Here is a 13,799-nt window from a genome sequence, read left to right as displayed (position 1 = left end):
ACGGAACAGAATAAAAGTTATGTAAACTTAGGTTCATTTGTCTGATATTTCTGAGGATTTAGCCGTAAGGAGCTGAAAAAATGATTATTAGGGGGTTTGTGGATATGAAAAAACGTTGGTCGATTGTCACGTTAATGCTCATTTTCACTCTCGTGCTGAGCGCATGCGGCTTTGGCGGCAGCGGTTCAAACGGTGATGGGAAAAAAGACAGCAAAGGGAAGACGACTCTTAACATTAATATTAAAACTGAGCCGTTCTCCTTACATCCCGGATTGGCAAATGACTCGGTATCAGGCGGGGTTATCCGTCAGACTTTTGAAGGATTGACACGTATTAATGCAGATGGTGAACCTGAAGAAGGCGCAGCTTCTAAAATTGAAACAAGCAAAGATGGAAAAACCTATACGTTTACGATTCGTGATGATGCAAAATGGTCAAACGGTGACCCTGTCACAGCGCAAGATTTTGAATATGCATGGAAATGGGCGCTTGATCCTAATAACGAATCACAATACGCTTACCAGCTCTACTACATAAAAGGTGCTGAGGCGGCAAATACCGGTAAAGGCAGCCTTGATGATGTGGCAGTGAAAGCTGAAAACGATAAGACATTAAAGGTTGAACTAAACAACCCGACTCCATACTTCACTGAATTAACAGCATTTTATACTTATATGCCGATTAACAAAAAAATTGCAGAGAAAAACAAAAAGTGGAACACAAATGCCGGAGACGATTATGTGTCAAACGGGCCATTTAAGATGACGGCATGGAAACACAGCGGATCTATCGATCTTGAAAAGAATGATCAATACTGGGATAAAGACAAAGTCAAACTGAAGAAAATCAATATGGTTATGATCAACAACAACAATACTGAACTGAAAAAATTCCAAGCTGGCGAACTTGATTGGGCTGGTTTGCCGCTCGGACAGCTTCCGACTGAATCGCTCCCTAGCTTGAAAAAAGACGGTTCTTTACATGTTGAGCCGATGGCAGGTGTGTATTGGTACAAATTCAATACTGAAGCGAAGCCGTTAGACAACGTCAATATCCGTAAAGCATTATCTTATGCGATTGACCGCCAATCGATTGTTAAAAACATTACACAGGGTGAACAAATCCCGGCAATGGCTGCGGTGCCGCCGACAATGAAGGGATTTGAAGATAACAAAGAAGGCTACTACAAAGACAACGATGTCAAAACGGCAAAAGAATACCTTGAAAAAGGCCTGAAAGAAATGGGCTTAAGCAAGGCATCTGACCTGCCGAAAATCAAATTATCTTATAACACTGATGATGCACATGCAAAAATCGCTCAAGCAGTGCAAGAAATGTGGAAGAAAAATTTAGGCGTGGATGTAGAGCTTGATAACTCAGAATGGAATGTATATATTGATAAGCTTCACAGCCAAGATTATCAAATCGGCCGTATGGGCTGGCTTGGCGACTTCAATGATCCTATTAACTTCCTTGAGCTGTTCCGTGACAAAGACGGAGGAAATAACGATACCGGCTGGGAAAATCCAGAATTCAAAAAACTTCTGAACCAGTCACAAACTGAAACTGATCCAACTAAACGTGCTGAGCTGCTGAAAAAAGCAGAAGGTATTTTCATTGATGAAATGCCAGTAGCGCCAGTTTATTTTTATACGATTCCTTGGGTGCAAGACGAAAATCTGAAAGGAACCATCATTACTGGAACCGGAGAAATTTATTTCAGAAACTCGTACTTTCAATAAGTCTTATTTGTGAAAACAAAAACCTCAAGGTATATGGGGACCTATTTCCCATATACCTTTCTTACTGATGGATTGTAAAAATGTAAAAACCATGGAGGTGTTCCCCCTTGCTAAAATATATCGGAAGACGTTTAGTCTATATGATTATCACATTATTTGTGATTGTAACCGTGACATTCTTCTTAATGCAAGCAGCACCGGGCGGGCCATTTTCAGGTGAGAAAAAGCTTCCGCCTGAAATTGAAGCAAACTTAAATGCGCATTATGGCCTGGACAAGCCGCTGTTTGTACAATATGCGAGCTATTTGAAATCAGTTGCAATGTGGGATTTCGGACCGTCATTTAAATATAAAGGTCAGAGTGTTAACGACCTGATCAGTTCAGGTTTCCCCGTTTCATTCACTCTTGGAGCAGAAGCTATTCTCCTCGCTTTAGCGTTTGGTGTACTGTTTGGGGTGATTGCAGCCCTTTATCATAATAAATGGCAGGATTATACCGTCGCGATTTTAACGATCTTTGGTATTTCAGTTCCGAGCTTTATCATGGCGGCTGTGCTGCAATATGTGTTCTCCATGAAGCTTGAGCTGTTTCCGGTCGCGGGGTGGGAGTCCTGGTCATACACCTTTTTGCCTTCCATCGCACTTGCTTCCATGCCGATGGCGTTTATTGCCAGACTTTCCCGTTCAAGCATGATTGAAGTGTTAAACAGTGATTATATTCGTACAGCGAAAGCGAAAGGGCTGTCGCGTCCTGCAGTTACAGTGCGGCACGCCATCCGAAACGCGCTGTTGCCAGTCGTTACATATATGGGCCCTATGGCCGCTCAAGTTTTAACTGGAAGCTTTATCATTGAAACCATTTTTGGTATCCCGGGGCTTGGTTCACACTTCGTAAACAGTATTACAAACCGTGATTATACGGTCATTATGGGTGTAACGGTGTTCTTCAGTGTCATCCTGCTTTTATGTGTATTAATCGTAGACGTGTTATACGGCATTATTGATCCAAGAATCAAGCTTTCCAAAGCAAAGAAAGGAGCCTAGGCCATGCAGAACATTCCAAAAAACATGTTTGAACCAGCCGCAGCGAATGCCGGCGATGCTGAGAAAATAAGTAAAAAGAGCCTTTCCCTCTGGAAAGATGCGATGCTACGCTTCCGCAGCAATAAGCTTGCGATGGTCGGGCTTGTTATTATTGTTCTCATTATTCTCATGGCGATTTTTGCGCCTGTTTTCTCAAAATATGATTATTCGACTACCAATCTCTTAAATGCGGATAAGCCGCCTTCAAAGGATCACTGGTTCGGGACTGATGATCTAGGAAGGGACATTTTCGTCCGTACATGGGTAGGTGCGCGAATTTCAATCTTTATCGGTGTCGCGGCCGCTGTTCTTGACTTGCTGATCGGTGTGATTTGGGGCAGTATTTCAGGGTTCCGCGGAGGCAGAACAGATGAGATTATGATGCGTATCGCAGATATCCTTTGGGCTGTTCCTTCATTATTAATGGTTATCCTGCTGATGGTCGTTCTTCCGAAAGGGCTGTTAACGATTATTATTGCCATGACGATTACGGGCTGGATTAATATGGCCAGAATCGTTCGCGGACAAGTGCTGCAGCTGAAGAACCAGGAATACGTGCTTGCGTCGCAGACACTCGGGGCGAAAACATCCCGTCTGCTGTTTAAACATATCGTGCCGAACGCAATGGGCTCTATTTTAGTCACGATGACACTAACTGTTCCAACCGCGATTTTTACAGAAGCCTTTTTAAGCTATTTAGGACTTGGTGTTCCGGCTCCTCTTGCAAGCTGGGGAACGATGGCTTCTGACGGATTGCCTGCATTGACCTATTATCCGTGGCGTTTGTTTTTCCCTGCCGGTTTTATCTGCATTACCATGTTTGGTTTTAACGTTGTCGGCGACGGATTAAGAGACGCATTGGATCCTAAGTTACGTAAATAAGGGAGTGATACGGGTGACACGCCTATTAGAAGTAAAAGATTTAGCGATTTCATTTAAAACATACGGCGGAGAGGTCCAGGCGATCCGCGGAGTGAATTTCCATCTGAATAAAGGAGAAACATTGGCAATCGTCGGGGAGTCAGGCTCTGGAAAAAGTGTGACATCTCAAGCGATCATGAAGCTGATACCGATGCCTCCGGGTTATTTTAAACGCGGTGAGATTTTATTTGACGGCAAGGATTTAGTGCCGCTGTCCGAAAAAGAGATGCAAAATGTACGGGGGAAAGAGATCGGAATGATATTCCAAGATCCGATGACCTCTTTAAACCCGACAATGAAAGTCGGCAAACAAATTACGGAAGTGCTTTTTAAACACGAAAACATTTCAAAGGAAGCTGCGAAAAAACGTGCTGTTGAGCTGCTTGATTTAGTAGGTATCCCAATGCCGGAAAAACGGGTCAATCAATTTCCGCACGAGTTTTCAGGCGGGATGAGACAGCGTGTTGTCATTGCGATGGCACTTGCGGCGAATCCGAAGCTGTTAATTGCCGATGAGCCGACAACTGCTCTTGACGTGACCATCCAAGCGCAGATTCTTGAATTGATGAAAGAATTGCAAAAGAAAATCGACACGTCCATCATCTTTATCACTCACGATCTCGGTGTTGTGGCTAACGTTGCTGACCGGGTCGCTGTCATGTATGCGGGACAGATTGTAGAAACCGGTACGGTAGACGAGATTTTTTATGATCCGAGACATCCGTATACTTGGGGGCTGCTGGCATCCATGCCGACACTTGACAGCTCAGGAGACGAACAGCTGACGGCAATCCCGGGCACGCCGCCTGATTTGACAAATCCTCCAAAAGGAGATGCCTTTGCGCTCCGGAGCTCATATGCGATGAAAATTGATTTTGAACAGGAGCCGCCAATGTTTAAGGTTTCCGATACTCATTATGTGAAATCGTGGCTGCTTCATCCTGATGCGCCAAAGGTAGAGCCGCCTGAAACGGTAAAAGCGAAAATGCGGACGCTGGCGAATACGTATCAAAAACCTGTCTTAGTGAGAGAAGGTGAATAAATTGACGGAGAAACTATTAGAAATCAAACATTTAAAACAGCACTTTGTTACGCCGAGAGGAACGGTTAAAGCCGTAGATGACCTGTCGTTTGATATCTATAGGGGCGAAACATTAGGTTTGGTTGGTGAATCTGGCTGCGGTAAATCGACAACAGGCCGAAGTATCATTCGGCTGTACGAAGCAACTGATGGGGAAGTGCTGTTTAACGGTGAAAATGTTCACGGTAAAAAATCCCGCAAAAAGCTGCTCGAATTCAACCGCAAAATGCAAATGATTTTCCAGGACCCATATGCATCGCTGAATCCGAGAATGACAGTCGCAGATATTATTGCTGAAGGCCTCGACATTCATAAGCTGACGAAAACGAAGAAAGAGCGTATGCAGCGGGTTCATGAGCTCCTGCAAACAGTCGGTTTAAACAAGGAGCATGCCAACCGTTATCCGCATGAATTTTCCGGCGGACAGCGGCAAAGAATCGGGATCGCGAGAGCTCTTGCCGTTGATCCTGAATTTATTATCGCGGATGAACCGATTTCTGCATTGGATGTGTCTATTCAGGCACAAGTCGTGAACTTAATGAAAGAACTCCAAAAGGAAAAAGGACTCACCTACTTGTTTATCGCCCATGATTTATCAATGGTCAAATACATCAGCGACCGTATCGGAGTGATGTATTTCGGAAAGCTGGTTGAACTTGCGCCGGCAGATGAACTTTACGAAAACCCGCTACACCCGTATACAAAATCATTGCTTTCTGCCATTCCGCTTCCTGACCCGGATTATGAGAGAAATCGTGTCCGCCAGAAATACGATCCGTCCGTGCATCGGCTAAAGGATGGAGAAAAGATGGAATTCCGTGAAGTAAAACCAGATCATTTTGTGATGTGCACGGAAGAAGAATTTAAAGCCTACTCATAATAAGTTGAAAATCCTTCAAAACAAATGTTTTGAAGGATTTTTTTATACAGGCTGATAGAAAGTAAGAGTCATATCTTTTACAATTAGAGGAAAAACGGAGGCGGACACTATTCAAATTATTCATCAGAAAAATGTCTTTGCGCTGCTTCTGTCGCAATCTCTGCAATCTTTAGCTGGAGTACTAGTGACAATCATTTTAATGGTAAGGGTCTATCAAATGACCGATTCTGTCTTTTTTTCGGGTCTTATTTTATCATTCATGTCGTTTGCAAGTGTTGCGGCAAGCTTTTGCATTTCAGATGCACTCCATAAGCTTGGTTTTAAAAAGGTGCTTGCCGGTGCAAGTCTGCTGAGAGCGGTCTTTGCGATGCTAATCGCATACAGTGTCAGCCAAAACGGAATTTCCTCCTTGATCATGACGCTGCTGTTTGTTTTTTGTTTTTCATTTTCGGGCGCCTTTTTTCAGCCTGCAAGGTTCGCGCTGCTGCCTGTCATTGTTTCAAAAGAGCATTACGTGAAAGCGAACGGCGTGATTTCACTCGCTAATCAATTGTTTTTAACAGCTGGCTGGGGACTTGGAGGTTTTCTTACATATGCTGTATCTTTTGAGTTCGTTGTCGGCAGTGCCATATGCCTGTTTGTCTTTTCCGGAGCTTTCATCAGCCTGCTTCATGTGAACGATGAAGGAATGAAAAGAACAGCTGAAACAGCATCTGCCAGAAGTGTATGGAAGGATTTGATGACAACCCCGATTGTAAGAGACATCACTGCAATGGACATGATAGAAGCTCTAGCCGGCTCAGTTTGGTCATCTGCCATTCTTTTGGCTTTTACAGTGGCTGTTCTGCATGAAACAGAAGTGTGGTGGGGAATCTTTAACGCTTCTTATTTTATAGGTGCTATGATCGGCAGTGTCATCGCCATCCATTTTTCTGCATTTTTTGAGCGAAACATGGGGTACGCGATTATATTCAGCTCACTTGTAATGTCAGTGCTGACATTTTTCTTTGCGGTTTCTCCCTTCCCATTTTTATGCGCCCTGGCTTGCGCGGCGATGGGGCCTTTTTATCAGGTCAGAGATATTTGTCAGGAAACCGTATTGCAGGAGGTCATTCCGGCACATAAGCGCATCGGGATCATGGCTGCCAAAAACGCGCTGTTGACTCCTTGGTCTGGTGTTACTTATTCCATCATGGGACTGCTGGCTGATGCTGCTGGTGCAAAAACAGCTTTTATTTCGGCGGCTGTATTATACGGCATGACTTTTTTGATTGTGTTGGCGCAGCCCGGCCTGAGTCATTACAAACGTGAAAAACACGCGAATTGAGCATGATCAAACATCTCCGGTGGAACGACGAATCGTCTTACTTGCCGAAAAAAAATGAAACCATGCGGAAAGTTCGTACGTCTTTATAGATGTAAGGCTGTTTAAACAAGAAGAAATGGGGTATATCTAAAAGTATGAAGACAACGAACTCATAAGGAGCAAATCAATGAACTGGTACGAAAAGCTTAGCGAGTACTTTCCAATTGAAGAATTGAAATCAAAAGCGCATATGGAAGCTCTTTTGAAAGAGCGAAGCGATATTTATCATAAAGACGAAGGCAAGCATCATATTTTAATGTTTGCGGAATTTGAATCTTTTATCTTCGTTGATTATCTGTATGTGTCAAAAGATGCAAGAGGGCAGGGGCTTGGGGGCAAACTGATTGCCAAGCTGAAAAAGAAAAATAAGCCGATATTGCTTGAGGTGGAGCCTGTGGATGAAGATGATGCTGATACAGAAAAACGCCTGAGATTTTATCAAAGAGAGCATTTTAAGCATGCTCAGTCAATTGGGTACCGGCGCCGGTCATTGGCTACGAATGAAGTCAACAAGATGGAGATTCTGTACTGGTCACCGAAAACAGAATCAGAAGAAGAAATTCTTGAAGCCATGAAACAGACATATGAAAACATTCATACTTATAAAGATGAGAAATGGTACGGGGAATCATACGAAAAAACGGATGAAGTCCTGACACTCATTGATGAAGAAAAGCAAAAAAATATTTTCGATGAGTTAAGCTAATTGAGAATGCAAACACATGAATAAAATAAAAATTTGCTGGATTGACACATTTTTTTCTTAGGACACTGTTCACACTTACTTTTTTATAGTATAATACCTATAAAGATTCCTTTTTTAGAGTAATTTCAATTTAAGAATAAAATAGATGTTCATCCTACTAATTAGAGGAGTGAAGATGAATGGTTACATTATACACATCACCAAGCTGTACTTCATGCAGAAAGGCGAGAGCGTGGCTCGAGGAGCATGAGATTCCTTATGTAGAAAGAAACATTTTCTCTGAACCTTTATCAATTGATGAAATAAAACAAATCTTAAGAATGACTGAGGACGGAACAGATGAGATCATCTCAACCCGTTCAAAAGTATTCCAAAAATTGAATGTGAACGTTGAATCAATGCCGCTGCAAGACTTGTACCGCTTGATCAACGAGCACCCAGGTTTGCTTCGCCGTCCGATCATCATCGATGAAAAACGTTTGCAGGTCGGATACAACGAAGACGAAATCAGACGTTTCCTGCCAAGAAAAGTCCGCTCTTTCCAATTAAGAGAAGCACAGCGTTTGGCAAACTAATAGATCGCACGTTAAAAAGAAGGCTGAGACATCAGCCTTCTTTTATTTTTCAACCTGCTGATAATAAATGCTGGCAAGGATGACAAAGACGACGGTTAAAATGGGGAGAAGCGCTTCAACGGCGCCGTGCTGAGCCATAAAAAAAGACAGCTTTTTATCCCGGACAATCATTTCTCCGCCTGTATAAGCCAATAATCCGCTTCCCGCATAAATCAATAAAGGTATTTTCTCAAGCGCGATGTGGATAAGTTTGCTGCCCCAAATAATTACCGGCACCGATACACACAGACCAATCATAACGAGAGAAAGCTCACCGTGCGACGCTCCTGCGACAGCAATAACATTGTCCAGCGACATAAACAGGTCTGCGAGTACAATTGTTCGTATGGCTTTCCACAGAGAGGTGCTGCTTTTGACATGCTGGGCGTCTTTTTTTTCAATTAATAGCTGGTATCCCAAATATAGAAGGAAAATTCCGCCGGCGCATTGCAGGAAAGGAATATTCAAAAGATAAACCGCTGCGCTTGTTAATCCGATTCTCATCGCAACGGCGATAAATGTTCCGAGAATAATGGCTTGCTGTCTTTGCTTGTCCGGTAAATTTCGGCTGGCCATGGCGATCACGACTGCATTATCGCCGCCGAGAATCAGATCAATTCCGACGATAAGCAGCAGCGATATCAGATAGTCATGCTCCATGAATCGGCACCTCGCTTTCGTTCCATCGCTTGTACCACTAATATATGAAGCGGGACGCAATTTATGATAGCGGTGCGGAAGACAAGCCATTTTTTGGCCGAAGATGCATTTTTATTTCTTTTGTGACTGATTTATCATAAAATAGAAATACAAAGGAATTCACACTTGCCTTGGTTCAAGGTTAAGATGTGGACGGAATGGGTAAAGTGTAGTAAAGTACTATTAATCGGGAGCTTAGATGTCCCTTCAACATCTTATATAGAAGGGAAGGTTGGCAAATGGAAATTGAAAGAATTAACGAGCATACAGTAAAATTTTATATGTCTTATGGAGATATTGAAGATCGCGGTTTTGACAGAGAAGAAATTTGGTATAACCGTGAGCGCAGTGAAGAACTATTCTGGGAAGTTATGGATGAAGTTCATGAGGAAGAGGAATTCGCTGTTGAAGGTCCTCTTTGGATTCAAGTTCAGGCACTGGACAAAGGATTAGAAATTATCGTCACCAAAGCCCAGCTTTCCAAAGACGGACAAAAGCTCGAACTGCCGATTCCTGAGGATAAAAAGCAAGAACCAGCATCTGAGGATCTTGACGCCTTGCTGGATGATTTTCAAAAAGAAGAGCAAGAAGTCAATCAGGAAGAAAAGGAGCAAAAGCTTCAATTTGTCTTGCGGTTTGATGACTTCGAAGATGTAATTTCTCTATCTAAATTAAACGTTAACGGAAGTAAAACGACTTTATATTCGTTTGAGAACCGATATTATTTATATGTGGATTTTTACAATTTGACTGATGAAGAGGTTGAAAATCAGCTAAGCATCCTGTTGGAGTACGCGTCTGAATCCTCAATCAGCATACACCGTCTTGAAGAATACGGCAAGCTGGTTGTGTCAGAGCACGCTCTTGAAACGATAAAAAAACACTTTGCATCATAGCAGACCGATTTCTTGACGGAAATCGGTTTTTTTCTATTTCAAAACAACATATTGAAGCTGGAAAATCAAAAACATACATAGAGGCAAAACATCAGCGAACAGGAGTTCATCGGTTATTTCCAGAAAGAGTTATGAATCTGGAAAGGAGAGATGACAATTGTTTAGTGCTGTGACAGAAGACGGCCAAGTGTTTCACCTTATAGGCAGGCAGAGGAGAGAACAATTAAAGCAGACCAGATTTTTCTGCCCGGTGTGTGCAGAGGAGCTCGATGTGAAGCTAGGGTCTCAGAAAGCGCCGCATTTTGCCCATAAACAGAACAAGTCATGCACGATAGACATAGAACCTGAGAGCGCCTATCACTTAGAAGGAAAACGGCAGCTTTATGTATGGCTGAAAACGCAAAAGGCTTCCCCGCTCTTAGAGCCGTACGTGAAAGAGATTAAACAAAGGCCCGACATCTTGGCAAAAGTAAAGGGGGATACGCTTGCAGTTGAATACCAATGCGCGACTCTCGCTCCAGATGTCTTTCAAAAAAGAACAGCCGGTTTCAAACAAGCAGGACTGATACCGCAGTGGATTCTTGGAGGCAGCCGCTTAAAACGGACATCATCATCCTTTTACCAGCTGTCCGCTTTCCATTGGCAGTTTATCAATGCCAGTCCGAACAGTGATCTGTTATGTTACTGCCCCGAAACACATTCTTTCCTGAGGCTCAGCCGCATGATCCCGTTTTACACAACCCATTTTTACTGCTCCGTCCAAACGATTCCAATCCGCCAGGCAGCGGCTGAAGATTTATTTTGCACGGAACCAGATTCTTCGTTTAAGCACTCAGATTGGACAGGAGCCATTCTCCGTTTTCGCCGCAAAACTCATCGCTTTCTCTCTAAAGATATGAATCGGATCAGGCTTCTGTTTTATGAAAAACGGCAAACACCTCTCTCTTTTCTTCCGACAGAGGTGTTTGTTCCTGTAAAGAAAGGAGCTGTTTTTAAGAGCCCCGTTTTTGTATGGCAGGGCTATCTTTATCTGTTTATTACGGATCTTGGATATAAACATGCGCCCATTCGTTTTTCAGCCGTTTTGCAGCACTGCAAAATACACATTCATAAAAAGAACATTTTGCTAAGAGGCGTATACAGGGATCAGGATTTCATTGAGGCGGTTAAACAGTACATTGAGTTTTTGTGCAAGAAGGGATTTTTGAGGGAGACTCAGAAAGAAGTATATGTGCTGAATCAGCCCGCAAAGCGCAGCCAATCATTACAGGATCTCATTGAAAAAGACAGAAGCTGTTTTATCGAATGAGTTTTCCTGATTTGGCTCACCCTAAGACAAAGGTGGTGGGCTGGTTGTGAGAAGCACAAAAGGAAAGGTTTTTCGTGTTTTTACTGCTTTTTTGGCATTCGTTCTCTTCATAACTGCATATGATTTGACAAATGACAGTGAAAAACCGGAAGATATTCACAACACAAGTTTATTGAGAAACAACCGTTTTTTCAATTGGCTTGAATCAAAGAAAACGAGGGGGATCACCATGGCTGAGGAAAAAAAAGCTAATCAACTGCCTGACCGAAGCGAGGTTAAGGTAGAGGACACATGGAGACTAGAGGATATTTTTCCTAGTGATGAGGCCTGGAATAAAGAATTTCAAGCTGTCAAAGAATTAATACCGGATTTATCTAAGTATAAAGGCAAGCTGGCTGATTCAGCTGATCATTTATACGAAGCCCTTACTTACCAAGATAAGGTGATGGAGCGTTTGGGCAAACTTTACGCATACGCGCATATGCGCTCAGACCAAGATACCGGGAACTCCTTTTATCAGGGGCTTAATGATAAGGCTGGAAATCTGTATACACAGGCCGCAAGCGCAACAGCCTATCTTGTTCCGGAGATTTTATCCATAGAGGAAGACAAACTGCAGCAGTTTATTCTTGAAAAAGAAGAGCTGAAGCTTTACTCACACGCGATTGAAGAAATCACAAAGGAACGCCCGCACGTGCTGAGCGAGAAGGAAGAAGCGCTGCTGGCTGAAGCTTCTGAGGTGCTGTCTTCGTCGTCAAATACGTTCAGCGTGTTAAATAATGCCGATATTACATTCCCATCTATTAAAGATGAAGAGGGAAATGAAAAACAGATCACTCACGGCAATTTTATTAATTTCTTAGAAAGCGAAAACCGCGAAGTCCGCAAAAATGCGTTCGACGCTGTATATAAAACATACGGCCAATATAAAAACACAATGGCGACTACCTTGAGCGGGACTGTGAAAAAAGACAACTTCTACGCAAGAATGAAAAAGTACAAATCAGCACGAGAAGCTGCGCTTTCTAACAACAGTATCCCTGAAGAGGTATACGACAATCTCGTCAAAACGATTAACAAGCATCTTCCGCTGCTGCATCGTTATATTGCACTGAGAAAGAAAGTGCTTGAGCTGGATGAAGTGCATATCTATGATCTGTATACACCGCTTGTGAAGGATGCGGGGATGAAGGTTACGTACGAACAAGCTAAAGATTATATGCTAGAGGGGCTTGCACCTTTAGGAGAAGAATACCGCTCTATCTTAAAAGAGGGGCTTGAAAACCGCTGGGTTGATGTTTATGAAAATAAAGGGAAACGCAACGGCGCTTACTCTTCTGGAACATACGGCACAAATCCGTATATTTTAATGAACTGGCATGATAACGTCAATAATCTCTTTACGCTGGTCCATGAGTTCGGCCACTCTGTTCACAGCTACTATACGAGAAAACACCAGCCATATCCTTACGGCAATTACAGCATCTTTGTCGCGGAAGTTGCCTCCACGACAAATGAAGCGCTGCTTGGTGAATATTTGCTGAACAATTTAGAGGACGAAAAACAGCGTTTATATATTCTCAACCATATGCTTGAGGGCTTTAGAGGAACCGTCTTCAGACAAACGATGTTTGCAGAATTTGAACATCTTATCCATATAAAAGCGCAAGAAGGAGAGCCGCTGACACCTGAGCTCCTGACCAATGTATATTATGATCTGAATAAAAAGTATTTCGGAAACGACATGGTGATTGATAAAGAAATCGGACTTGAATGGTCAAGGATTCCGCATTTCTATTACAACTACTATGTATATCAGTATGCGACAGGGTACAGTGCGGCCCAGGCGTTAAGCAGCCAAATTTTGAAGGAAGGCAAGCCTGCGGTTGACCGTTATATTGACTTCCTGAAAGCGGGCAGCTCACAATATCCGATCGACATCCTGAAAAAAGCGGGCGTTGATATGACGTCTCCAGAACCGATTGAAGCTGCGTGCAAAATGTTTGAGGAAAAACTTGATGAGATGGAAGAACTGCTGTTAAAAGTAAAGCAGTCTTAAAAAAATTGCCTGTGCATAAATGATGCACAGGCTTTTTAAAATCCTTTAAAGGTTTTCCGATGGTTCAGGCGGTACAAGGTAAACAGAATAGAGAGAAACAGCAGAGGGGATGTAATGTAAAGAGGCAGCATATGCATCATAGCTAATAAATTTAAACAGAAAAAAACAACAATGCACACAATTGAGATCACATTAAACATCATGGCGATCCTCCTCGTCCTTGTTCCTTACAAGCATATGAATGAAATCTGTCAGTTATGTTTTGTGACAAAAATATGAACATTAAGCTTAATGGTTGTCAACAGTCGACAACTTTTGATATGATAAGGATGTGAAATTGATCACAAACAAACATTACCCCTTTGTTTGACCGTGAAAAATTTCTCCCATCCCCTTTGTTGTCGTTAAGACATATGAAACCGCGCTTATCCCGGCGCGGTTTCT

At 42.7% G+C, this 13,799-nt stretch carries 14 protein-coding genes; 12 read left to right on the top strand and 2 right to left on the bottom strand.

Translation table 11 applies throughout. The annotated features are described in order from the left end of the window. Positions 1–104: 104 nt before the first annotated feature. The 8 genes from oppA (at position 105) to spx (ending at position 8,353) form a co-directional block, all read left to right on the top strand. Entirely contained in the window at positions 105–1,742 is a 1,638-nt protein-coding gene (oppA, locus tag ACQVGS_RS16000; RefSeq protein WP_024120913.1) for an oligopeptide ABC transporter substrate-binding protein OppA, read from the top strand. 107 nt (positions 1,743–1,849) lie between these two features. Continuing rightward, positions 1,850–2,785, top strand: a complete 936-nt coding sequence (oppB, locus tag ACQVGS_RS15995; protein ID WP_024120914.1) for an oligopeptide ABC transporter permease OppB — start codon at positions 1,850–1,852, stop codon at positions 2,783–2,785. 3 nt (positions 2,786–2,788) lie between these two features. Then, positions 2,789–3,706 (top strand): oligopeptide ABC transporter permease OppC, encoded by a 918-nt coding sequence (gene oppC, locus ACQVGS_RS15990; RefSeq protein ID WP_024120915.1) that lies wholly within the window; start codon positions 2,789–2,791, stop codon positions 3,704–3,706. Positions 3,707–3,710: 4 nt separating this feature from the next. Next, positions 3,711–4,787: an oligopeptide ABC transporter ATP-binding protein OppD gene (gene oppD, locus ACQVGS_RS15985; RefSeq protein WP_081638274.1), complete on the top strand. Its 1,077-nt coding sequence runs from the start codon at positions 3,711–3,713 to the stop codon at positions 4,785–4,787. 1 nt (position 4,788) lies between these two features. After that, positions 4,789–5,706 (top strand): oligopeptide ABC transporter ATP-binding protein OppF, encoded by a 918-nt coding sequence (oppF, locus tag ACQVGS_RS15980; protein WP_106020545.1) that lies wholly within the window; start codon positions 4,789–4,791, stop codon positions 5,704–5,706. A 109-nt stretch (positions 5,707–5,815) separates the two neighbouring features. Then, the gene (locus ACQVGS_RS15975; RefSeq protein ID WP_106020544.1) at positions 5,816–7,033 is read left to right on the top strand and encodes an MFS transporter; all 1,218 of its coding nucleotides are present in this window, start codon (positions 5,816–5,818) and stop codon (positions 7,031–7,033) included. Between the two features lie 166 nt (positions 7,034–7,199). Continuing rightward, positions 7,200–7,778, top strand: coding sequence for a GNAT family N-acetyltransferase (locus ACQVGS_RS15970; RefSeq protein WP_010333747.1), 579 nt, complete (start codon positions 7,200–7,202; stop codon positions 7,776–7,778). Positions 7,779–7,957: 179 nt separating this feature from the next. Then, the gene (gene spx, locus ACQVGS_RS15965; protein ID WP_024120919.1) at positions 7,958–8,353 is read left to right on the top strand and encodes a transcriptional regulator Spx; all 396 of its coding nucleotides are present in this window, start codon (positions 7,958–7,960) and stop codon (positions 8,351–8,353) included. A 42-nt stretch (positions 8,354–8,395) separates the two neighbouring features. On the opposite strand, the gene ACQVGS_RS15960 is transcribed toward spx, so the two are convergent. Then, positions 8,396–9,052: a TerC family protein gene (locus ACQVGS_RS15960; RefSeq protein WP_044156385.1), complete on the bottom strand. Its 657-nt coding sequence runs from the start codon at positions 9,050–9,052 to the stop codon at positions 8,396–8,398. A 186-nt stretch (positions 9,053–9,238) separates the two neighbouring features. Here ACQVGS_RS15960 and ACQVGS_RS15955 point away from each other — a divergent pair, with 186 nt between their 5' ends. The 4 genes from ACQVGS_RS15955 to pepF all read left to right on the top strand — a co-directional run bounded on the left by ACQVGS_RS15955 (position 9,239) and on the right by pepF (position 13,355). Next, on the top strand, positions 9,239–9,364 hold the full coding sequence (locus tag ACQVGS_RS15955) for a hypothetical protein (RefSeq protein WP_120698858.1): 126 nt from the start codon (positions 9,239–9,241) through the stop codon (positions 9,362–9,364). Beyond that, positions 9,331–9,987: an adaptor protein MecA gene (mecA, locus tag ACQVGS_RS15950; protein WP_024120921.1), complete on the top strand. Its 657-nt coding sequence runs from the start codon at positions 9,331–9,333 to the stop codon at positions 9,985–9,987. The genes ACQVGS_RS15955 and mecA overlap by 34 nt, the downstream gene beginning before the upstream one ends. A 157-nt stretch (positions 9,988–10,144) precedes the next feature. Then, positions 10,145–11,296 (top strand): competence protein CoiA, encoded by a 1,152-nt coding sequence (gene coiA / locus ACQVGS_RS15945; protein ID WP_106020543.1) that lies wholly within the window; start codon positions 10,145–10,147, stop codon positions 11,294–11,296. A gap of 229 nt (positions 11,297–11,525) precedes the next feature. Then, the gene (gene pepF, locus ACQVGS_RS15940) at positions 11,526–13,355 is read left to right on the top strand and encodes an oligoendopeptidase F (protein WP_167492246.1); all 1,830 of its coding nucleotides are present in this window, start codon (positions 11,526–11,528) and stop codon (positions 13,353–13,355) included. Positions 13,356–13,390: 35 nt separating this feature from the next. Here pepF and ACQVGS_RS15935 read toward each other — a convergent pair whose 3' ends face one another. Further along, a complete protein-coding gene (locus ACQVGS_RS15935) occupies positions 13,391–13,558 on the bottom strand; it encodes a hypothetical protein (RefSeq protein WP_024120925.1) in 168 nt (55 codons plus the stop codon). Positions 13,559–13,799: the final 241 nt, after the last annotated feature.

The sequence above is a fragment of the Bacillus sp. SD127 genome (genome assembly GCF_058566445.1).
The sequence above is the reverse complement of the archived record's forward strand: the minus strand, read 5'-3'. Positions and strand labels throughout refer to the sequence as shown.